The 22,542-nt window shown below is 72.0% G+C and carries 14 protein-coding genes; 3 read left to right on the top strand and 11 right to left on the bottom strand.

Annotation, left to right across the window (positions count from 1 at the left end; translation table 11 throughout):
- Positions 1-94: 94 nt before the first annotated feature.
- The 5 genes from ABH937_RS04160 to ABH937_RS04180 all read right to left on the bottom strand — a co-directional run bounded on the left by ABH937_RS04160 (position 95) and on the right by ABH937_RS04180 (position 9,005).
- Positions 95-1,021, bottom strand: a complete 927-nt coding sequence (locus ABH937_RS04160; RefSeq protein WP_370217246.1) for an anti-sigma factor — start codon at positions 1,019-1,021, stop codon at positions 95-97.
- The gene (sigM, locus tag ABH937_RS04165) at positions 1,018-1,845 is read right to left on the bottom strand and encodes an RNA polymerase sigma factor SigM (RefSeq protein WP_370217247.1); all 828 of its coding nucleotides are present in this window, start codon (positions 1,843-1,845) and stop codon (positions 1,018-1,020) included. The genes ABH937_RS04160 and sigM overlap by 4 nt, the downstream gene beginning before the upstream one ends.
- A gap of 80 nt (positions 1,846-1,925) precedes the next feature.
- On the bottom strand, positions 1,926-3,908 hold the full coding sequence (locus ABH937_RS04170) for a protein kinase family protein (protein WP_370217248.1): 1,983 nt from the start codon (positions 3,906-3,908) through the stop codon (positions 1,926-1,928).
- Positions 3,909-4,113: 205 nt separating this feature from the next.
- Complete coding sequence (murJ, locus tag ABH937_RS04175; protein WP_370217249.1) at positions 4,114-6,507, bottom strand: murein biosynthesis integral membrane protein MurJ; 2,394 nt, start codon at positions 6,505-6,507, stop codon at positions 4,114-4,116.
- 89 nt (positions 6,508-6,596) lie between these two features.
- Positions 6,597-9,005: a hypothetical protein gene (locus ABH937_RS04180; RefSeq protein WP_370217250.1), complete on the bottom strand. Its 2,409-nt coding sequence runs from the start codon at positions 9,003-9,005 to the stop codon at positions 6,597-6,599.
- A 288-nt stretch (positions 9,006-9,293) separates the two neighbouring features.
- On the opposite strand from ABH937_RS04180, the gene ABH937_RS04185 reads away from it, so the two are divergent.
- A complete protein-coding gene (locus tag ABH937_RS04185) occupies positions 9,294-10,742 on the top strand; it encodes a CCA tRNA nucleotidyltransferase (RefSeq protein WP_370217333.1) in 1,449 nt (482 codons plus the stop codon).
- A 61-nt stretch (positions 10,743-10,803) separates the two neighbouring features.
- On the opposite strand, the gene ABH937_RS04190 is transcribed toward ABH937_RS04185, so the two are convergent.
- The 4 genes from ABH937_RS04190 to ABH937_RS04205 all read right to left on the bottom strand — a co-directional run bounded on the left by ABH937_RS04190 (position 10,804) and on the right by ABH937_RS04205 (position 15,309).
- Positions 10,804-11,877: a hypothetical protein gene (locus ABH937_RS04190; protein WP_370217251.1), complete on the bottom strand. Its 1,074-nt coding sequence runs from the start codon at positions 11,875-11,877 to the stop codon at positions 10,804-10,806.
- A gap of 127 nt (positions 11,878-12,004) precedes the next feature.
- Positions 12,005-13,318: an MFS transporter gene (locus ABH937_RS04195; protein ID WP_370217252.1), complete on the bottom strand. Its 1,314-nt coding sequence runs from the start codon at positions 13,316-13,318 to the stop codon at positions 12,005-12,007.
- Positions 13,319-13,407: 89 nt separating this feature from the next.
- Entirely contained in the window at positions 13,408-14,490 is a 1,083-nt protein-coding gene (locus ABH937_RS04200; RefSeq protein WP_280691327.1) for an inositol-3-phosphate synthase, read from the bottom strand.
- 135 nt (positions 14,491-14,625) lie between these two features.
- Positions 14,626-15,309, bottom strand: coding sequence for a PadR family transcriptional regulator (locus ABH937_RS04205; protein ID WP_280691328.1), 684 nt, complete (start codon positions 15,307-15,309; stop codon positions 14,626-14,628).
- Positions 15,310-15,733: 424 nt separating this feature from the next.
- Between ABH937_RS04205 and ABH937_RS04210 the strand changes: the two genes are divergently transcribed.
- Together ABH937_RS04210 and ABH937_RS04215 are read left to right on the top strand one after the other, a co-directional pair.
- Entirely contained in the window at positions 15,734-18,484 is a 2,751-nt protein-coding gene (locus tag ABH937_RS04210) for a transglycosylase domain-containing protein (RefSeq protein WP_370217253.1), read from the top strand.
- Positions 18,485-18,616: 132 nt separating this feature from the next.
- Positions 18,617-20,227 carry a glycosyltransferase family 87 protein gene (locus tag ABH937_RS04215; protein WP_370217254.1) on the top strand — a complete coding sequence of 537 codons (1,611 nt, stop codon included), beginning with the start codon at positions 18,617-18,619 and terminating at the stop codon, positions 20,225-20,227.
- 7 nt (positions 20,228-20,234) lie between these two features.
- Here the strand turns inward: ABH937_RS04215 and ABH937_RS04220 are convergent, their stop codons facing one another.
- Positions 20,235-21,332, bottom strand: coding sequence for an alanine racemase (locus tag ABH937_RS04220; protein ID WP_280691331.1), 1,098 nt, complete (start codon positions 21,330-21,332; stop codon positions 20,235-20,237).
- 54 nt (positions 21,333-21,386) lie between these two features.
- Positions 21,387-22,505 (bottom strand): lipid II:glycine glycyltransferase FemX, encoded by a 1,119-nt coding sequence (locus ABH937_RS04225; protein WP_370217255.1) that lies wholly within the window; start codon positions 22,503-22,505, stop codon positions 21,387-21,389.
- Between the last annotated feature and the right edge of the window lie 37 nt (positions 22,506-22,542).

Here is a 22,542-nt window from a genome sequence, read left to right on the forward strand (position 1 = left end):
CCCGGGACAACGACTGACCAGTCTGGCGCATTCCCAGGGCGTGGCCTACCAGGGCCCACCCAATGGATGGGTGCGGCGCACAGTCGCAGGCTGGTCAGGAGGCCGGGACCTCCTCGTGCAGGAGGACGCCGGCCGGGGTGCCGTCCGCGCAGCCGGGGGTGAGCAGGAAGACGTCCAGCGCGGTCGAACTCCCGCTGACCCGGAAGACGTAGACGTCCACCGGGGCGGACTGGAAGCTGCCGTGCGTGACGAGCAGCGGCTGCTCGTCACGGTGGCCGGCGACGGCGCCCTGGACGCAGCTGGGCAACTTGGCTGGCGCGGCATTCGGGGTGGGGTTCTCCTGCTCGCTGCTGGCGTGCGGCAGCGAGCTGTGGCCGCTGGGGGAGGTGGGTAGCAGTTGCCGGATCTGCTCGGGCAGGCCGGCGGCCGTGAACGCGGGGCCGCCCGGGCTGCCGCTGGGCGTGGCGGGCATGGCGGTGTCGGGCTTGCCCTGCTGGGCGCCCGCGGCGGCGGAGCCGGCCGCCTGGTGCGCGTCGTCGCCGAGGCCGGATACCACGACGACGGTGCCGAGGCCGAGCACCGCGAGGCAGGCGACGGCGGCGGCCAGCAGCGTGCCGCGGCGGCGCTGGCGGGATCGGCCGGGGCCGGTGCTCCGGTCGGCGCGGCGCGGCGGTGCGGCGGACTCCGCCGGACGCTGGGGCGCGGCGGTGGCGGCGGTGCGGGCGGTGCCGGCGGTGGTGCGGGCGGTGGCGGGCTCGGCGAGTGCAGCGGCCAGTGCGGCGTCGATCCGTCGCGCGACATCCGCTGGCATCGCCGGTGGCTCGTCCTCGGCGAGCAGCTCGGTCAGCTCGGCCAGGGCCGCCAGCGTGTCCGCACAGTCGGGGCAGCGGGACAGGTGCTCGCGCAGTTCCGCGGCCTCGGTGGCGGCGAGCAGCTCCTCCTGCAGATCGGCGAGCTGGTCGACGGTGGGATGGGACGCGGGCGGCGCCGACTCGACGGGTTCGGGTGTCTGGTTCGTCATCGGGGCGTCGCGTCTCCTTCCAGGCTCGGATCTTGGGTGGGGATGCCGGAGCCCTGGGATGGGACGGAACCGGCGCCCGATGGGTTCCCCGGTCTCGGGCCGGGTGATGTTTCACGTGAAACGTCCGGCGGTGCTTCGCGTGGCTGTGTTTCACGTGGCTGTGTTTCACGTGGCTGTGTTTCACGTGAAACGTGGTCGCCGCCGTCCTGCGGACGCAGGTGGCGGACCAGGGGCAGCAGCCGGGCCCGGCCGCGGGCACAGCGGCTCTTCACGGTGCCGACCGGGACGCCCAGCAGCTCGGCGGCCTCGGCGACCGGGTAGCCCTGCATGTCGACCAGCACCAGCGCGGCCCGCTGATCGGCCGGCAGTCCGGCCAGCGCGGCGCCGAGTTCGCGGCGCAGCTCCTGGCGGAGCACCAGGGCCTCGGCGGGCTCGGCGGCGGGGACCAGGGAGTCGAGCCGGCCCGGCTCCTCGTCCAGCGAGCCGGCCCGCCTGCTGCCGGCCCGCCGGGCCCGGTCCAGGCAGGCGTTGACCACGATCCGGTGCAGCCAGGTGGTAACGGCCGCGCGGCCCTGGAAGGTGTGTGCGGCGCGCAGGGCCGAGACCAGCGCGTCCTGCAGCGCGTCGGCGGCCTCCTCCCGGTCGCTCAGGGTGCGCACGGCGAGCGCCCAGAGGCGGTCCCGGTGGCGCCGCACCAGCAGGCCGAAGGCGGCTTGGTCGCCGGCCACGTGCCGGGCCAGCAACTCGGCGTCGCTCGCCTCGTCGAGGTCGGACGTGAGGGCTTGGTGAGCCCCGGGTGGCTCTGGTCGTGCCGGTCCTGCCATCTGCCTGCCCCTCGGGTGCCGCTTGGTGCGGTCGGCTGGTGCTCCCGGCAGCCATGCCGCGTGACGGCCTGCTGCTGGGGTCAGCCGGTGACCTTGATCGTGGTCACCTGGCCGCGGTAACTGCCGCTCCCATCCTTGGGGAGGCTGGTCAGCCAGATCAAGAGGTAGCGGGAGTTGACCGGGGAACTCAGCCGGAACTGCGCGTCCTCGCCGGTGGCGGTGGCCAGCGGCTGGCCGAAGTCGCCGAGCTGGGTCGGCGGGTTGGCGCCGGTGGCGGTGGGAACTCGTAGTTCGGCGGTGGTGCTGCCGATGAACTGGACCTCGACCGAGCGGACCGGCTTGGCCGTGCCGAGGTCGACCAGCAGGCCGGTGCCGTGGCCGAGGGTGGTCAGGTCCTGGAAGTAACCGTCGGTCTGCCAGGCGTTGTCGGGGTTGCCGCTGTTGATCTGGGAGATCAGGTTGGGGTGCATCGGGCCGGTGCCGGACGGGTTGAAGGACTGGATGGTGCTGATCGCCAACGGGGTGGGGCCGGCCGTGGCGGAGGCGCTGACCGAGGGCGTGCTGCCGAGGCCGGAGCCGCCGAGGGCCTGCCTGTCGCCGCTCTTGCCGAGCTGACCGGCCAACTCCCAGGAGCCGTAACCGATGGCGGCCAGCAGCAGCACCGAGACCGTCCAGTTCAGCACCCGCCTGGCCCGGCGGCGCGGGCGCGGGCGCGGCGCGGGCCCCGGCTGGACCGGCCTGGGCTGGACCGGGCCAGGGGCGGATGCCGGCCCCGGGCCGGGGCGGTGGCCGCCGGGCGGGACCGGGCGCAGCGTCTGGGTGCGGGGACTGCCCTGACCCGGTGCCGGGTAGCGGGGGGTGGCGCGGTCCAGGGTGCCCGGCGCCGACTCGGGCTGGCGGATCCGCGGCAGCAGCGAGATCTCCTTGGCCAGCGCGGCCGGCGAGGTGATCGGCGCCCGCTGGTCGCCCAGGGCGCGCACCGCGAGGTCGGCCAGGCCCTGGTGGACGTCGGCCCGCAGCTGGGCCGGCGGGGTCGGGCCGTTCCCCTCGGGCACGCCTGCCAGGTCGTAGCGGCCCTCGGGATCCGGCCAGCGGTGGGTCAGCGCGGCGTACAGCAGAGTGCCGATCGCCCGGGTGTCCGTCAGTTCGGCGTCCTGCTCGGGCAGTCCGCGCACCGCCGCGTCGACGGCCACCCCGTTGATCCGGTACTGGCCGGTGTCGGTGCGCAGCACGCAGCGCGGGGTCAGCCGAAGGTGGGAGCGGCCGCCCTGGTGGGCGGCGGCGATCGCGTCGGTGACCTGACGGGCCATCTGGTAGGCGTCGTAGGGCGTCATCGGGCCCGGGCCGAGCAGGGTGGCCAGGTCGGTGGCGTCCGGCAGCCACTCCCGGATCACGTAGACCAGCTCGCCCTCCTGGACGGCGTCCAGCACCTGCACGAAGCGCGGGTCGCCGAGGAGCGCGGCGGAGCGGGCGGCGGCCAGCACCTTCTCGGCCCGCCGGTTGCCCGCCGCGAGCAGGTGGACGCCCACGGCGCGGCGCAGCTTCTCGTCCACCGCGCGCCAGCTGCTGAACACGTCCGAGTGGGAGATGCACTCCTCCAGCCGGTAGCGGTCGGCGATCCGGTCGCCGCTGTGCCGCTCCGGGACCGGCAGCCGCTCGGGCAGCGCGTCGCCGTCGGGGTCCTCGTCCTCGTCCACGGCCCCGTGCTGGTCGTCGCCGGCGGCGCTCTCCGGGTCCGCCGCCGGGTCGGTGTCAGCCTCGTCGGCTGCTTCGTCGTCGGCTTCGGCCTCGGCTTCGGCCTCGGCGTCGGTCGGGGCGTCGTCGGGGGACCGTTCGGCGGCCGGTGCGGCCGTGGCGAGCGCCGGCAGGGCCTGGGTTGCGGCCAGCTCGGCGTCGGGGTCGCCCGGGGCCCCGGCGGCGCGATCGGCCAGCTCGGCGGCGATCTCGGCGGCGGAGAGCGGCGCGGTGATCTCGCCGGACACCTCGCTCGGGGTCTCGACCGCGTCCTCGGCGGTCGAACGTTCGACGACTGCCTTGGTGTGATCCTTGGTGCGATCAGCCACCGTCGTCCTGCCTCCCCTTGTAGCGCCCGGTGCGGATCCCCGCCGACTCGCCCTTCAGGGGGCGGCCAGGCGACGACCCGGGTCTGCAGACCAAGTAGTTCGACACAATTGTGCCCACTCTTGCCACCCGAGTACGACCACGGACGGGGCCATCCGGTTCCGCCCGGGCCGGAAGCGTTCGGTAGGTAGACAAACTGATCTGCGATCAGCGGCCCAGTCGGGTACGGACCATGCCGATCATCGCGTTGAGTTCCTCGATCCGCATCCGTCGGGCCAGCGTGAGGAAGACGGCCAGCTGGGCCGCTCCGGCGACCAGCACCGCGAGCACGCTGCCTAGCCAGCCGTCCAGCAGCTCGCCGAGCACCAGCGCGAGCAGGAACCCGACCAGCGCGGCCGGCAGGCAGGCGATCGCCAGGCGGGCGTAGGTCTTGGCGATCCGTGCCGTGTCCAGGCCGCCGATCCGCAGCTTGAGCTTGGGCAGCGCCACCGCCACGCCCACCAGGTAGGAGGCGCCGTAGCCGAGCGCCATCCCGGTGACCGCCCACTGGGCCGGCAGCAGCAGGAAGCAGAGCAGCGCGGCGGCGGCCTGGGCGGCGGCGACCCAGACGGTGTTGGAGAACGGGGTGCGGGTGTCCTCGTAGGCGTAGAAGCCGCGCAGCAGCACGTACTGGACCGAGTAGGGGATCAGGCCGAGGGCGAACGCGGAGAGCATGAAGCCGACCGCGGTGGTGCCGTGCGCGGCGCTGCCGCCGTTGCCCAGGCCGTAGATCGCGCCGCCGATCTGCGGGCCCAGGGCGAGGAAGAGGAAGGCGGCGGGGACGATCGCCACCGCCGAGGTGCGCAGCCCGTAGGAGAGGTCGTCGCGCACCGCGGCGGCGTCGCCGTCGGCGGCCGCGCGGGAGAGCCGGGGCAGCACCGCGCTCATCACCGAGACGGTGATCACCGCCATCGGCAGCTGCCAGATCAGCAGCGCGTTGGAGTAGGCGGCGAGGCCCACGCCGAGGTAGCCGGCCGTGGCAGCCTTGCCGCCGGCGGCGGTCGCCAGCTGAGTGACCACCAGGTAGCCGGCCTGGTTGGCCAGCACGAACAGGAAGGTCCACTTGGCCAGCCGGGCGGCCTTGCCCAGCCCGTGCCCGCGCCAGTCGAAGCGCGGCCGGAAACGGAAGTCGGCGGCCCGCAGGTACGGGATCATCGCCAGCGCCTGGACGGCCAGGCCCAGCAGGGTGCCGACACCGAGCAGCCGCAGGCCTTCGGGGCTGACGCTCGCGGGGGTGACCCGGCTGTGCTGGAAGGTGCCGAAGACCCACAGGTACATCGCGAAGGTGAAGATCACCACGACGTTGTTGAGCACCGGGGTCCACATCATGGCGCCGAACCGACCGCGCGCGTTGAGGATCTGCCCCATCACCACGTGCACGCCCATGAAGAAGATGGTCGGCAGGCAGTAGCGCGCCAGCGCCACCGTGGTGTCGGCGCCGGTCGTCGTGCTCATCAGCGAGTGCGAGATCAGCTGGACCAGGAGCGGGGCGGCCAGCACGGCCACGAAGACCACGCCGGCCAGGCCGGTCATCACCAGGGTGAGCAGGCGGTTGGCGTAGGCGGTGCCGCCGTCCTCGTCCTGCTTCATGCTGCGCACCAGCTGCGGGACGAAGACGGCGTTCAGCGCGCCGCCGCCGATCAGGATGTAGAGCAGGGTGGGCAGGGTGTTGGCGGCCGAGTAGGAGTCGCCCATGGTGCCGACGCCGATCGCGGCGGCGATCACCATGGTGCGCAGGAAGCCGGTGGCCCGGGAGACCAGGGTGCCGGCCGCCATGATCGCGCTGGAGTTCAGCAGGCCGCTGACCCGGCCGCGGGTGACGGCGGGGCCGTCGGGGTCGGCCGGGCCGTCCGCTCCGCCCTGGTCCGCGGGGTCGGTGGGATCGGTGGGGTCGGTGGGGCCGAGGGGGCCATCGGGCCGGTCCGGGCCGCCGGGCTCGGCGACCGGCGTGCCGCGCGGGGACGGCTTGTCGCGCGGGGCCGGGTCGGTGGTCGGGACGGCGGTCGCCTCGGCGGTCCGGCCGGACCGCACGCCGACCTCCTCGGCGCTCAGCGGCGGATCGAACTCGATCACCGGGAACGGCCGCTCAGGCACCTCGGCGACGGCGCCCGAGCCGCGCCGGGCGGGGGCGCCGGCCGGCTCGGGTTCGGCGGCCGGCAGGTCGAGCGCGGGAACCGTCGCGGCGGCCGGGCGGATCCAGCGGGAGATGGGGACCACCGGGTCGTCCAGCGGTTCGGCGTGGTCGCGCTGCTGCGGCGGCAGCGCGTTGCCGGTGTCGCTCTGATCCCGAGCAGGAGCAGGAGCAGGACCATCGGCCTCGGTGGAGCCGGCCGCGGCGGTGGCGGCGGGTGCCGGGTCGGTCTCCTGGTCGTACGGCCCGCGCCCGGCCCCGGTGGCGTACGGATCGGCGGCGAACGGGTCACGCGCGAAGGTCTCGGCGAGGTACCAGTCGGATTCGTCGGCCGCCGCGCCGCTGGGTGCCGTCGCCGGGCGCTGGTCGCCGTTGCGCGAGTCCTTCCCCTGCGGCCCGGCAGGGGGGACCGCCTTGCTGCGCTCGGTCATGCCACCTCATCGCTGGTCGGATCCGGCCGTCTCGCCGAGACCTACTGTCTCATCACCGAAGACCCGAATCCGGCTTTCGACGCCGAGCGCTAAGGGTGCGCCGCAGCCCCTTCAGCGGTTGCCCGCTCGTCCGGTTCGGGCGGATTCGTCCCCAAGGGTGACTCGCCGTCCGCTGTCGCGGCCCCGTCGGTGCCCTCGGGCGCGTCCGGGTCGGTCAGCGGTGCGTCCGGATCCTCGTCGGGCTCGCCACTGCGCTTGCGGCGCTGCAGGAAGATCCGCAGTCCGGCGAGCAGCACCAGCGCGCCGCCGGCGCCGACCACCCACCACACCCCGCTGGTCACCTGGGTCACCTCGACGGTGAACTGCACCTCGGTCCCGAACGGCTGCGCGTCGGGGCCGGTGGTGTACAGCTGGGCGGTCATCTGCACCGGTCCGTTGCCCTTGGCCTGGGCGAGGAACTTGGGCGAGGTGCTCTGGCCGGCGCTCAGCACGATGTCCTGCTGCTTGCTGACGTTCAGTCGGGTCGGCTGGCTCGAGGTGAGCCGCAGTTCCAGGTTGGTCACCGACTGCGTGAGCTCGTTGCGGACACTGACCTGGATCATGCCCTCATTGCCCGCGAGCGTGATCTTGCTGCTCTTCTTCGGGATGAACACCGCGCCGGTCAGCTGGGTCAGGTAGCTCTGGACGTCGTTGCGGTAGGTGCCGCCGGTCGGCTCGGCGCCGCGCCAGGCGGTGGAGACCGAGCGGAGCATGGCGGCGCCGAACGGGCCGTTGACCCGGTTCTGGAGGGTGAGGATCCGCAGCAGCGAGTCCACCTCGTTCTGGGTGTCGGCGACCGACTTGAAGCCGCTGACCGGCAGTTCGCCGCCGCGCAACGCACCGGGGTAGTTGTCGGCGGGGGCGATCACGGTGCCGTCGGTGGCCGACTCGGCGGGGGTGCTGGTCACCTGGTCCAGCGTCGTCATCCGGATCCACTGGCCCTGCGCCTTCAGCAGCGACTCCTGGAGGACCTGCGCGGTGTCGGCGGACAGGTCGCGCGGCGGCATCACCACCAGGGTCCGCGAGGTGGTCGGCCGCTCCTGGGAGATCGCCAGGGTCTCGGCGAGCAGCCGCTGCTCGGCCGCCGACTTCGCCCCCGGAGCGCCCGGGTTGTAGGACTGCAGCAGGTCCGCGATGGTGCTGTCGGCGACCACCGCCGTCTGTCCGTTCGGCAGCGGTCGCGCCGCGTTCGGGGTGTAGTTCAGGGAGCGTGGATCGGTCACGCTCGCGCCGTTCACCACCACCCGCGAGCCGCCCAACTGCTGGGCGACCTGGGCGGTCTGCTGGTCCAGGTAGCCCTGGTAGGGCCAGGCGACGTCGTCCTGCGGGTCCACCGAGAGCCGGCCCTCGACGGTCAGCTGGCCGGCCTGCTGGGCCTTGCTGAGGGCGGTGTTCAGCGCGGGCAGATTGCCGCCGTTGTGCGCGATCGAGGCCAGGTCGGGGTCGCCGTACGGCAGCGCGACCACCTCGTCGCCCGACTTGGTGACGGCGTCGCGCAGGTCCGCCAGCCACTGCGTGGCGACCGCTCGCCCGGTGCCGGCGGTGGTGGTGTCGTCCCGGGCCGGGGTACCGGGGTCCTGGCCGGGCAGCTGGACCCGGTACGGCTTGGTCATCGCGAACACCGCGTCCAGCAGGTCCGGGTCGATCACCCAGGTCAGCGACGGGATGCTCTTGCCGAGGGCGACCAGCTGGCCCAGCCGCCCGTCCGGCTTCAGATCGGTGGCCAGGCTGTCGTCGCGCAGTACCGAGGTCTGGTCCGCGTCCGGCATGGTCTGGGCGACCAGCTCGGGGGCGTGGGTGAGCGGCCAGAGGGCGGCGACCTGGCTGGGGTTGGCGTCCGTGCTGCCGCTCGGGAAGTACGGCAGCAGGGTGCGGCCGATGCCGACCGGGTGAGTGGCGGTCGGGTCGTCCGAGTTCGCGGCCTCGACCTCCACCGCCAGCTCGTAGGCGCCGAGCTGAGTCAGCTTCAGGTCGCTCTGCGCCACCTGCGGCAGGGTGAACGGGACCTTGGCGCCCGGTGCCAGGTCGCCCACGTTCGCCACGGGAGCGGACAGCGACGAGCCGTCGCTGCTGCTCGGGTCGGTCCGGGTGGTCACCGCGGCGATCGAGCTGCGGTGCAGCGGCTGCTGCCTGCTCTGGCCCAGCGCCAGGACCAGCTGCGCCGCCTTGATCGTGCTGGTGCCGGTGTTGGTGAGGGTGCCGGTGATGTTCAGCGGGTCGCCGGGGGCCGCGTTCGGCTGTTGCACGGCGGAGATGGCGACCGTGACCGGGAAATCGGGCGACTGGGCGGCGAACTCGGACCTGGTGCCGCCGGCGGCGACGGCCGGCGCGACGGTGGTGGTGCCCAGCAGCGCCAGCGCGCCGGTGAGCAGGGCGGAGGAACGCAGCGCCCGGGTCAGCCGCCCGGTGGGCGGGACGGGGTCGGCCTGACCCTTGGTGTGCCGTGCTGGCTCGCCCACGCGCTTCGCCCTCGCCGTCCTGATCCGCGGTCGTCATCGCCCCGGCCCGCGCTGCCGCGACGACACGCGGCGGCGGGCTCGCGCCCGCTGCGGACCATCGGTCCCACCGGCATGGTAACGACGCTGCCCGGTCCGCAGTGTTGCGGGCCGGGCAGCAGGGGCCGACAGCGGGGCGCATCGTGCGGCCGGAAAAAGCCGCGAGCTGCGAGGCTGCCCGGGCACGTACCCTTGTGAGCCGTGTCCAACGCCAATGAATCCACCGCCGCCCGCCCCGTTCCCGCCGACCCGATCGGCGCGCTGCCAGGCCTGAGCGAGGCCCAGACGCTGGGTCTGCACGAGTTGCTCCGGGTCTCCCCGGTCGCGGACGAGATCGCCCGGCGGTTCCAGGAGGCCGGCTTCCGGCTGGCCCTGGTCGGCGGTTCGGTACGGGACGCGCTGCTCGGCCGACTCGGCAACGACCTGGACTTCACCACCGACGCCCGGCCCAAGGAGGTGCTCAAGCTGGTCCGTGGTTGGGCCGACGCGGTCTGGGACGTGGGCATCGCCTTCGGCACGGTCGGTGCCCGCAAGGACACCTCGGACGGCAGCTTCCTGATCGAGATCACCACGTACCGCAGCGAGGCCTACGACCGCACCTCGCGCAAGCCCGAGGTGACCTACGGCGACAGCATCGAGCAGGACCTGGTCCGCCGCGACTTCACGGTGAACGCGATGGCCGTGGACCTGCCGGGGCGCGGCTTCGTCGATCCGCACCACGGCCTCGAGGACCTGGAGGCCCGGGTGCTGCGCACGCCCGCGACGCCCGAGGAGTCCTTCTCCGACGACCCGCTGCGGATGATGCGCGCCGCCCGCTTCGCCGCCCAGCTGGACTTCGAGCTCGCGCCCGAGGTGGTCGCGGCGATGACCGCGATGGCGGAGCGGATCTCCATCGTGTCGGCCGAGCGCGTCCAGGCCGAGCTGAACAAGCTGCTGCTCGCCAAGCACCCGGTGAAGGGCCTGCGGCTGCTGGTGGAGACCGGGCTGGCCGACCACGTGCTGCCCGAGCTGCCCGCCCTGCAGCTGGAGGAGGACGAGCACCACCGGCACAAGGACGTCTACGAGCACTCGCTCACCGTGCTGGAGCAGGCCATCGCGCTGGAGCAGGAGGGCCCGGACCTGACGCTGCGGCTGGCCGCGCTGCTGCACGACATCGGCAAGCCGCGCACCCGTCGCTTCGAGGCGGACGGGCGGGTCTCCTTCCACCACCACGAGATGGTCGGCGCGAAGATGACCCGCAAGCGGATGCGGGAGCTGAAGTACTCCAAGGAGCTGATCGACGACGTCGCGCGGCTGGTCGAGCTGCACCTGCGGTTCCACGGCTACGGCGGCGGCGAGTGGACCGACTCCGCCGTGCGCCGCTACGTCAACGACGCAGGTCCGCTGCTGGAGCGCCTGCACAAGCTGACCCGCTCCGACTGCACCACCCGCAACAAGAAGAAGGCCGTGACCCTGTCGCGCACCTACGACGGGCTGGAGGAGCGGATCGCCCAGCTCAAGGAGCAGGAGGAGCTCGACGCCATCCGCCCCGCGCTGGACGGCAACCAGATCATGGGGCTGCTCGACCTGAAGCCGGGCCCGCTGGTGGGCAAGGCCTACCAGCACCTGCTGGAGCTGCGCCTGGAGCACGGCCCGATGGAGCACGAGGCGGCGGTGGCGGCCCTCAAGGAGTGGTGGGCGGCGGAGCAGGGCGGCGCCTGATCGCGGCGGGCCCACCGCCGGTCGCGCGGTCGCGCGCCTGGCGGTGGGCCGAGGGCCGCTGTCAGACGCTGGCCGGGGCCCCCGAGCCGCCCCCCGAGGTGTCGTCCGGAGTGCTGCTCGGCGCGCTGCCCGGCGTGTTGGGGGCCAGGCAGAGGACGAAGCTGTCGCCGGCGTTCGGGTGCGCGTAGTAGGTGGTGGCGGCCGGGTAGCCGGCGCAGGCCGTGGCGGGGTCCTCCAGGCTGGCGACCCGGCCGAGCACCCGGTACTGGGCCTTGTTGTCGCTGCACGGCACCACGGCCACCTCGGGGTCGGCCTGGTTCTGGATCGCCGCGCCGTTGCTGTCCCGCAGGCAGTCGCCGCCGGCGGCGTTCAGCACCGAGGTGCCGACCACGTCGTCGCCGGCGGCGGGGCCGCCGAGGCCGGCGAGCAGCAGGGCCAGCACCGTGATCGAGGCCGCCACCGAGACGAGGGGCACCAGCAGCATCCAGATCGCCCCGCGCTTGGTGAGCGGGGTGCCGGGGTCGAGTTGCTGGCCGTGCGTGCCGGGTGCGGGCGGCGGGAGTTGACGGATCTTCTGATAGGCGGACCGGGTGCGCAGCAGGGCGATCAGCGTGAAGAGCGGTGAGAGGTAGCCCCACCAGCCGCGCAGCAGGGTGTACTGGGAGAGCTGACGGACCGTCGCCGTGCCGCAGACCCGGCAGTAGGGCCCCGGCTGGCGCAGGAAGCGCATCAACACGATCAAGCCCTGGTGCCCGTACACCGTGACGTTCGCGGCCGGCATGCCGCCGCAGATCCGGCAGTTGGGCGGCACCGGGTGGCCGTAGCCGTAGGCGTACCCGGCCTGGGTGTGGCCGGCGGGGGCGTGGCCGGCGTCGACCGGTGGGGCGAACGGGTCGGGGGCGTACGGGTTGGGGGCGTACGGGTTCGGCGCCGCGTCCTGCGGCTGAGCCGGTGTGGTCGGGGGGACCGGGGGCATCGGCGGCACCGGCACTGCCTGCGTCGGGAGGACCGGCGGGGGCAGCACAGGTGGCGGCAGGACGAGCGGCGGCAGGGTGGGCATCGGTGGGCGGTCGGAGGGCTCCGCCGGCGGCGTCGGCGGGGTGTGCGGGTTCGGTGGCTGGTACGGATTGCTCACGACGGCTCTCCGAGCGCGGCACGACGGCCAGGGGGCGGCAGAAAAGGAGCAGGGTGGAGTGGAACGGTGACGCGATGGTGCGCACGTACCCTAGCGATTCACGCCGCTACGGTCAGCAGTGCCCGGGTCACCCGGGTCGACGGGCGTACAGCGCGGCGCTGAGCCCGTACAGCGCGGCGACGCCGAGCACCACGCCAGGCGAGCGTCCGTTCAGCGGCAGCACCAGCGCGGTGACCCCGGCCGCCGCCACGAAGGCGACGTTGAAGAGCACGTCGTAGAGGGCGAAGACACGGCCCCGGTAGTCGTCCTCCACCGCGTTCTGCACGATCGTGTCGGCGCAGATCTTGGTCCCCTGGGTGACCACGCCGAGCAGCAGTGCGGCGGCCATTGCCGGTCCGGCGGTGAAGAAGAGTCCGAGCCCGGGGACGAAGACGGCGGCCGAGCCGAGGCAGGCGACCATCCAGCCGGTCAGCCCGAGCCGCCGGGTGAACCACGGACTGACGACCGCGGCCAGGAAGAAGCCGAGCGCCGAGAGGCCGAGCGCGGTGCCGAGGGTGGCCAGCCCCGCCTGGCTGTCGGCGGGGTTGTTGAAGGTGTAGCGGGAGAGCATCAGCACGGTGACGATCAGCACGCCGTAGCAGAACCGCGCCGCGGTGACGGCGGCGAGCGCGTGCAGGGCGGGCCGGCTCTCCTTGACCAGGTGGCGGATCCCATCGAGCAGCGCGTGCCCGGCCTGGCCGAGCGCGGCGCGCAGGTCGGGACGGTCCGGGTGGTGCTCGGGGCCGAGCAGTTCCGGGGCCATCCGGCGAGCGGCCAGCGCGGCGGCGAGGTAGAGCATGGCGGCGACGGTGACCAGGGCGGCGTCGGCGTCCGGTCCCGGGGCCATGACCTGGTGGCAGACGAAGCCGATGCCACCACCGCAGGCGGCCGCGATGGTGCCCGCGGTGGGGGAGAGCGCGTTGGCCGTGACCAGTTGGGTGGGCGCGACGACCCGGGGCAGTGCTGCCGACAGGCCGGCCAGGATGAACCGGTTGAGCGCGGTGACCAGGAGCGCGGAGGCGAAGAAGAGCCACTCGGGCGCTCGGCCGAGCAGTAGTGCGGCGGTCGCCAGGCCCAGGCCGAAGCGGGCCAGGTTGCCGACGAAGAGAACCTGGCGGCGGCGCCAGCGGTCGAGCAGCACCCCGGCGAACGGGCCGATCACCGAGAACGGCAGCAGCAGCACCGCCAGCATCGAGGCGATGTCGGTGGGGGAGGTCTGACGCTCCGGGGAGAAGATCACGTAGGAGGCCAGCGAGACCTGGAAGACCCCGTCGGAGAGCTGGGAGAGCAGCCGGACGGTCAGCAGCCGCCGGAAGTCCCGGGTGCCCAGCAGCGAGCGGAGGGTGGCGCGGTCAGCGGACGGGGTGCTGGGGGCCGGGGCCGGCCTTCTGGTGATCGCCACGCGCTCAGGGTGTCATGACGATGGCCGATGTTTCACGTGAAACATCGGCCATCGTCATGAGACAGGCTCAGCGTTCAGTACTAAGGCACTCAGCGCTCGACCTCACCGCGGATGAACTTCTCGACGTTCTCCTTGGCCTCGTCGTCGAAGTACTGCACCGGCGGGGACTTCATGAAGTACGAGGACGCCGACAGGATCGGGCCACCGATGCCACGGTCCTTGGCGATCTTCGCGGCGCGCACGGCGTCGATGATCACGCCGGCCGAGTTCGGGGAGTCCCAGACCTCGAGCTTGTACTCCAGGTTCAGCGGAACGTCACCGAAGGCGCGGCCCTCGAGGCGGACGTACGCCCACTTGCGGTCGTCGAGCCAGGCGACGTAGTCGGACGGGCCGATGTGGACGTTCTTGGCGCCCATGTCGCGGTCCCGGATCTGCGAGGTGACGGCCTGCGTCTTCGAGATCTTCTTGGACTCCAGGCGCTCGCGCTCGAGCATGTTCTTGAAGTCCATGTTGCCGCCGACGTTCAGCTGCATGGTGCGCTCGAGGACGACACCGCGGTCCTCGAAGAGCTTCGCCATCACGCGGTGCGTGATGGTGGCGCCCACCTGCGACTTGATGTCGTCACCGACGATCGGCACGCCGGCCTCGGTGAACTTGTCCGCCCACTCCTTGGTGCCCGCGATGAACACCGGCAGGGCGTTCACGAAGGCGACCTTGGCGTCGATGGCGCACTGCGCGTAGAACTTGGCAGCGTCCTCGGAACCCACCGGCAGGTAGCAGACCAGGACGTCGACCTGGCGGTCCTTGAGGATCTGCACCACGTCGACCGGAGTCTCGTCGGACTCCTCGATGGTCTCCCGGTAGTACTTGCCGAGGCCGTCGAGGGTGTGGCCCCGCTGCACGGTGATGCCGGTCGGCGGCACCTCGCAGATCTTGATGGTGTTGTTCTCGCTGGCGCCGATGGCGTGCGCGAGGTCCTGGCCGACCTTCTTGGCGTCGACGTCGAAGGCCGCGACGAACTCCACGTCGCTGACGTGGTACTCGCCGAACTGCACGTGCATCAGCCCGGGGACCTTGCCGGCCGGGTCGGCGTCCTTGTAGTACTCGACACCCTGCACCAGCGACGCGGCGCAGTTACCCACGCCGACGATGGCTACGCGAACCGAACCCATTCCGGTTGCTCCCTGTGATCTCGTGAGGTCCACCGGAGACCGGCGGCCCTCGTCCTGCTTCTCATCTGACTCATCGACGGGCGCACTGCGCCCACTTCCGCCGCGTGGCTCAGGGCAGACGCGGCAGCGGCACTCCTAGACGGAGCGCCCCGGGCGGTCGTGCGGTGGCCGGAGCGGATCGGGGGATCCGCTCTCGTCGCCACGGCCGTCCGAAGACTGTGGTGTCGCGGCCCTGCCCGGCGGGGCGACGGTACGCCCGGTCCGGTTGGCCCGCTCGGTCTCGATCAGCTCGTTCAGCCAGCGGACCTCGCGCTCCACCGACTCCAAGCCGTGCCGCTGCAGTTCGAGCGTGTAGTCGTCGAACCGCTCACGGGTGCGCGCGATCGAACTGCGCATCCGCTCCAGCCGCTCCTCCAGCCGGCTGCGACGCCCCTCCAGGACGCGCATCCGCACCGCTCTGTCGGTCTGGCCGAAGAAGGCGAAGTGCACCCCGAAGTGCTCGTCCTCCCAGGCATCCGGACCGGAATCGGCCAGCAACTCCTCGAAGCGTTCCTTGCCCTCCGGGGAGAGCCGGTAGACGATCTTCGACCGCTTGCCGTTCAGCGCGGTGGCCGGGACGTAGGCGGTGTCCGGGTTGTCCTCGACCAGGAAGCCCTGGGCGACCAGGCTCTTCAGGCAGGGGTAGAGCGTGCCATAGGAGAAGGCGCGGAACGAGCCGAGCAGCACGTTGAGGCGTTTGCGCAGCTCATAGCCGTGCATCGGAGCATCGTGCAGCAGGCCGAGAACGGCGAACTCCAGCACTCCTGAGCGCCTGCTCACGCTGTCCGGCCTCCCTTCGACGTGCCCCTGGCCGCTACTCCGCCGTCGGCTATGCCGCGGCGATGTATCGACTCGATATATCGAGAACGATAGGCCTGGGTCACGATTGGGGCAAGGGGGGCACGGGTGAATGTGATCACAAGAGTCCTGGATGTCCGCCGGCAGGCCCCCGCCGCCTGCGGGTTCCCTGCCCGTCAAGGCCAACTCGGGGTTTCTTGGCAACGGGCATGTAATGATCTGCCGGTCTTTCGCGGCTGTTGTGACGATATGCCCGATTGATGCCTCATCAGGCATGCGTACCCTGTCGCGTGTGCACGAGGACCACCACCGGGGCGGCGGCCTGAACCAGGCCTAGGGCGGTTGCGGGCATCGGAAGTGGATCCTGTCTACAGGCGTCCGTGCCTGGCCGAGGAGTTACTGGACTATGAGCGAACACCGGCGCCGGTCGCCGAACTCGGGCGGCGGCGAGCAGCCGTCCGGTGAACCGAACGGCCAACGCCCGTACGCCTACGGCTCCGCGCCCGAGGGTGCGCCCAGCTACGACACCCCGGGCCAGCCTCGCCCTGGTGGCCGGGCGGCCGGGCCGCGCGGGCCGCAGAGCGGGGTCCGGGAGACGAGCCAGCAACCGCGGTTGAGCCGTGCCGAGATGCGCAAGGCCACCCAGAAGCGCGGTCGCAAGGGCGGCAGCGGCCCTGGTGGACCGGGCGGTCCCGGCCGTGACGGCCGTGGTGCCGGTGCCAAGCCGCCGGGCAAGAAGCGCTTCATCGACTATCCGCGCTGGGGCAAGCGCGGGGTGCGGCGCTGGCTGCCCTCCTGGAAGCAGATCCTGTCGGTCTTCCTGATCTTCTTCGGCGGCGGCGTCGCCGCGATCGGCACCGCCTACTCGATGACCAGCGTGCCGCAGCTCAAGGACCTGGTGAACGACCAGCCCAACACGTACTACTGGGCCGACGGCAGCCAGATGACCACGACCGGGAGCACCCACCGGGTGATCGTCCCGATCAGCGACATCAACAAGTCCGCGCAGGACGCGGTGATCGCGGCCGAGAACGAGTCCTTCCGCACCGACAGCGGCATCGACCCCAAGGGCATCGCCCGCGCCGTCTACAACATGGCGTCCGGTGGGGCCACCCAGGGTGGTTCGACGATCACCCAGCAGTACGTGAAGAACGCCTACCTGAGCCAGAGCCAGACGATCAGTCGCAAGCTCAAGGAGTTCTTCATCACGCTGAAGATCAGTCAGAAGGAGTCCAAGGACGACATCCTGGACGGCTACCTGAACACCAGCTGGTTCGGTCGTGGCTCCAACGGCATCCAGGCCGCCGCCCGCAACTACTACGGCGTCGACGCCAAGGACCTGAACCCCTGCCAGAGTGCCATGCTGGCCGGTCTGCTCAAGGGCGCGGCGCTCTACGACCCCTCGCTCAGCGCGGCCAACCACGCGAACATGTTCGGCACGCCGAGCAATCCGAGCACCGGCCGCTGGGAGTGGATCCTGGGCCGGATGGTGGTCACCAAGGCCATCACCCAGGACCAGCTGAACCAGTGCGAGAAGGCGGGCCTGCCCGAACCGCTCAAGCAGCAGCCCTCGACCAACATGAGCGGTCAGGTCGGCTACATCGTCGCCACCGTCGACAAGTACCTGGAGCAGAAGGACCCGACCATCACCGACGCCTCGCTGGGCGCGGGCGGCTACCAGATCTACACCACCCTGCAGAAGGACAAGGTCGACGAGCTGAGCGCGGCCGTCGCGCAGATGCAGCAGCAGACCCTCGACCCCACCAAGCGCCCCAACAACGACACGTTCGTCCAGGTCGGCGCGGCCTCGGTGGTCCCGGGGGACGGCGCGCTGGTGGCGCTCTACGGCGGTCCGGGCCAGGACAAGGGCCAGTACAGCAACAACGCGGACACCACCGGTGTCCCGGTCGGCTCGACCTTCAAGCCGTACGTGCTGGCCACCGCGATGCAGGTCGGCCTGCAGACGCAGACCGGCCCGGACGGCAAACCGCTGCGGATCAACGAGGACAGCCGCTACAACGCCGACAACCTGAGCACCATCCGCAAGCCGGACGGCTCGCTGGTGACCAACCCGGACGGCTCGGTCTTCAAGCAGGTGAACGACGAGAACGGACCGCAGGGCTACGTGACGCTGCGGACCGCGATGGCCAACTCGTTCAACGTGCCCTACGTGCAGCTCGGTGAGGACGTCGGCGGTCCGAACGTGGCCAAGCTGGCCGCCCAGATGGGGCTGAACCCGGCCTCCATGCCGGTGGCCAACCAGAACACCGCCTCGTTCGCGATCGGCACCTCGACCCCGAGCGCGATCCAGATGGCCTCCGGATACTCGGTCTTCGCCGCCCGCGGGCAGCAGACCGACATGTACCCGGTGACCAAGGTGGTGTACTCCGGCAAGCAGTTGACCACCATCACCAAGCCCGCCCCGAAGCCGGTGCTGGACCAGGCGGTGGCCGACAACATCACCAGCGTGCTCCAGGACGTGGTGCAGAAGGGCACCGGCACCAAGGCCCAGCTCCCGGGGCGCCAGGTGGCCGGCAAGACCGGTACCACCGACAAGGGCACCTCGGCCTGGTTCGACGGCTACACCCCGCAGTTGGCCACCGCGATCACGATGTTCCGCGAGGACCCCACGCACCCCGGCCTGCTGTCGTTGATCGGCACCGGCGGCAAGACCTCCTTCTACGGTGGTGACCTGCCGGCCGAGATCTTCGCCAACTACATGAAGGGCGCGCTGGCCGGCACCCCGGCGCAGGACTTCCCGACGCCGGCGCCGGTGAACCAGGAGGTCGACGCCTCGGGCGCGCCGAGCACCGCCTCCCCCTCGCCCTCCACGTCGATCAGCGCGCCGCCGTCGCCGAGCGCTCCGGCGACCACCCAGGCCCCGGTCACCGCCCCGCCGACCACCCAGGCCCCGGTCCAGTCGCCCACCGGCGCCCCGACCTGTATCCCCGGCGTGGACTGTGGCGGCCAGCCGAGCCCGGGCAAATCGTCGTCCACCGGCAGCAACGGCGGGCCGGGCGGCGGCAACGGTGGGAACGGCGGCTGCATCCCGATCTTCCCGGGTGACTGCACGACCCCGTCCCCGACGTCCACCAAGACCCACGGCGGCCCCGGCGGTGGTGGCACCTCGTCACCGTCGTCCACCGCCACCCCCTGAGCAACCCTCCTCCGAGGGCGGTCCCGCGCGAGCGGGGCCGCCCTCGGGCGTTTCCTGCCCGGGCGCGCCCGGGCGCCGGCTGTTCGGGACCGGTCCTCGTCCGATCGGCGCGGGTGCGGCAGTATGTCCGGCATGACGTCCAGCACTCGTGACGAGACCCCAGCCGCCGAGAGCGCGGTGGCGCCGGCCGAGGGCCCGCTGCCCAACACCGTGGTGGTCCCCGCCGACGAGGACCCGGTCGCGGCGGCCGGCAGCGAACTGCTCGGCGGCCCGCCCGGGCGCCGGGCCCTGCTGGGCGTCTCCTGGTGGATCCCGGCCCGCTTCCTGGCGCTGGCCACCGTCCTGACGTACCTCCTCGGCATGGTGCAGAAGCTGCCCTGCTACACCAGCGGCTGGTTCTTCGGCGCCACCGCCCAGTACACCCACGCCTGCTACAGCGACATCCCGCACCTGTACACCGCGCGCGGCTTCTCGCTCGGGCTGCATCCGTACCTCGACATGCTGCCCTCGCCCTCGCCGGACATGAAGTACCTGGAGTACCCGGTGCTCACCGGCGGCTTCATGCAGATCGCCGGCTGGCTCACCCCGACCAGCGGCGTCATCGAGGACCGCGAGCGCTGGTTCTGGATGGTCAACGCCGGGATGCTGCTGATCTGCGCGGTGATCACGGTGATCGCGCTCACCCGCACCCACCGCCGCCGCCCGTGGGACGCGCTGCTCTTCGCGCTGGCGCCCTGCCTGGCGCTGGACGCCACGATCAACTGGGACCTGCTGGCGGTCGCGCTGACCGCCGTCGCGATGGCCTACTGGTCGGGCAAGCGCACCGTGTGGGCCGGTGTCTTCATCGGTCTGGCCACCGCCGCCAAGCTCTATCCGGTGCTGCTGCTCGGCCCGCTGCTGGTGCTCTGCTGGCGTTCGGGCCGCTGGCGGGAGTTCTGGCAGGCCACCGCCGGCGCGGTGGGCGCCTGGCTGCTGGTCAACGTGCCGATCATGATCGCGAACTTCGACGGCTGGGCCACCTTCTACAGCTTCAGCCAGAGCCGCAAGGAGGACTTCGGGTCCTTCTGGATGGTCCTGATGCAGGACCGCAACGCCTCGCTGGCCGGCCTGAACAACTGGATCGCCGCCCTGCTGATCGCCTGCTGCCTGGGCATCGGCTGGCTGGCCCTGGCCGCGCCGCGCCGGCCGCGCTACGCCCAGCTGGTCTTCCTGGTGGTGGCGGCCTTCGTGGTCACCAACAAGGTCTACTCCCCGCAGTACGTGCTCTGGCTGATCCCGCTGGCCGCCCTGGCCCGCCCGCGCTGGCGGGACTTCCTGATCTGGCAGGCCTGCGAGGTGCTGTACTTCCTCGGCATCTGGTCCTACCTGGCCTTCATCAGCGATTCCAAGCAGCACGGGATCGGCCAGGACTGGTACCACTTCGCGGTGATCCTGCACCTGGCCGGCACGCTCTACCTCTGCGCCAAGGTGATCCGCGACATCCTGCGCCCCGAGCACGACCCGGTGCGCTGGGACGGCAGCGACGACCCGTCGGGCGGCATCCTCGACTTCGCCCCCGACGTCTTCGTGATCGGCGCGGCGCGCCGGCTGCGGGAGCATGAGTCCTACGCCGCCTTCGCTCCGGTGGACGGCGTGGACTGGCTGACGGACGACCTGCAGGACGAGCACGGCGGGCAGGACGAGCACGATGTGCAGGACGCCCGCCCGGTGGTGGAGCCTGCGGTGGAGCCCGGGCACTTCTGAGCGCCGGTCAGGCGGTCCGGTCGGCCACCTGGTCGAAGTGCGTGGTGGTGTGCCGGACGGTGAGCGCGAGCTCGTCGCCGACCGCCGGCGGCTTGCTGCCGGCGGGCAGGAAGAGGATGCTCACCTGCATGTGCGGCGGCTCGGCGAACCAGAGCTGGCGCCCGTTCCACTGGTAGGGCGACAGGGTGCGGTTCAGCGTGGCCAGCCCGGCCCTGGCGATCCCCTTGGCGCGGGGCAGCAGCCCCCGCACGTACTTGGGCGACTCCAGGCCGATGCCGTGCGCGGTGCCGCCGCAGACCACCAGCAGGTGGCCGTCGGAGGGCGCCCTGTGCTGGCGGTAGCCGTAGCGCTCACCCTTGGCCAGCGCGGTCACGTCCAGCACGGTGGCCCCGGCGCTGAGCGCACCGACGTCGCCGAGCCAGAGCCGGGTGCCGATCCGGGAGCGGAACTCGACGCGTGGGTGGGCGGCGCGCAGCGCGGTGACTCCGGCCGAACTCAGGTGGCTCAGGTAGACGGTGCCGGTGGGCAGCCCGGCCCCGGCGATCGCGTCGATCCAGGCGGCGACCTCGGCGACCGGGTCCGGGCGGTCCAGCGGCAGGTGCAGCGCGAAACCCTCGACGGTGGCCGCCGCGCCGCCTTGGCCGGTGGCCTCGGCCAGGTAGTCGAGTTCGGCGGGCGCGATGCCGTGCCGGCGCATGCTGGTCATGCACTCCACCACCACCCGGTGCCCGGCCAGCGCGGCCAGTGCCTCCACGCTCGCCACCGTGCGCACCACCCTGCCCCGGCCATCCGCCGGGGGGGCCGCCGGCACCGCGGTCGCAGGGGCTTGAGGGGGCTCCTCGCCGATCCGATAGGGCGTCAGCACCAGCACGTCGCCCTGGTAGCCGCCGGCCCGCTCGCTGTCGCGGAGCACCTCGGTGGCCTCCGTCGCGGTGCCCACCGCCAGCATCCCGGTGCCCAGCAGTTCGGCCTCCCGGGCGAGCCGCAGGTTGCCGAAGCCGTAGCCGTTGCCCTTGGCCACCGGGACCAGGGCGGGGAACTCGGCCAGCAGCGTGCGCTGATGCGTCCGCCAGCGGTCGGTGTCGACGTAGAGCGAAAGGGTCATCGAGCTCTCCCCGGGGGGTGGTGCGGGTCGTGCGGTGGGCGGCGCGCGGCTGCGTCAGCGGCGTGACATGTAGAGGTCGAGCGCCTTGTGCAGCAGCTTGTTCAGCGGGAAGTCCCACTCCCCGAGGTATTCGGCGGCCTGCCCGCCGGTGCCGAGCTTGAACTGGATCAGGCCGAAGAGCGGGTCCTCCTCCTGGAGCGTGTCGCTGATCCCGCGCAGGTCGTAGATTCCCGCGCCCAGCGCGTACGCGTCGCGCATCATCCGCCACTGGATCGCGTTGGACGGCTTGACCTCGCGCTTGTGGTCGGCCGAGGCACCGTAGGAGTACCAGACGTGCTCGCCCACGGTCAGCATCGTGGTCCCGGCCAGCGGCTCGCCGTCGTGGTAGGCGAGGTAGAGCCGCATCCGGTTGGGGTCCTCGGAGTTGAGCGTCTGCCACATCCGCTGGAAGTAGCCCAGCGGGCGCGGGGTGAAGCGGTCGCGCTCGGCGGTCACCACGTAGAGCCGGTGGAAGACGGCCAGGTCCTCGTAGCCGCCCTGGACCACCTCGACGCCGCTCTTCTCGGCCTTCTTGATGTTGCGCCGCCAGAGCTGGTTGAAGCCGCGCTGGATGTCGTCCAGCGAGCGGCCGGCCAGCGCCACCTGGAAGACGTAGCGCGGCTGCACGTCACCGAAACCGGCCCCGCCGTCCTCGCCCTGCAGCCAGCCGCCCCGGCGCAGCCGATCGGCCAGCTCGAAGGCCTGCGGCTCGTACCAGTCGGGGTCGAGGTCCCGCAGCCGCTTGGCCTGACCACCGGCGATCGCCTCCTTGATGGTGCTGGACTCCCAACGGCGGATCACCACCGGCGGCCCCATCTTCACCGAGAACGCGCCCTGCGCCTTCAGATGCGCCAGCATCGGGCTCAGCCACCGGTCGAGATCCTGGTCGAACCAGTCGATCGTCGGCCCCTCCGGCAGATAGGCCAGGTAGCGCTTGAGCTTGGGCAGCTGCCGGTAGAGCACCAGACCGGCACCGACCACCGCACCCGAAGCATCGATCCACCCGATCGACTCGCTGCGCCACTCCGACTTCACCTCGCCCCAGGACGGCACCTGCATGTGGCTCGCTGACGGCAGGCTCCGGATGAAGGCGAGATGCTCCTCACGGGTGATCGTCCTCAGACGCAGGCTCATGCTCGGGGTGCTCCTTGGAGTGGACTGCGGGTGTCGG

The sequence above is a fragment of the Kitasatospora sp. GAS1066B genome (assembly GCF_041262605.1).
Lineage (GTDB): Bacteria > Actinomycetota > Actinomycetes > Streptomycetales > Streptomycetaceae > Kitasatospora.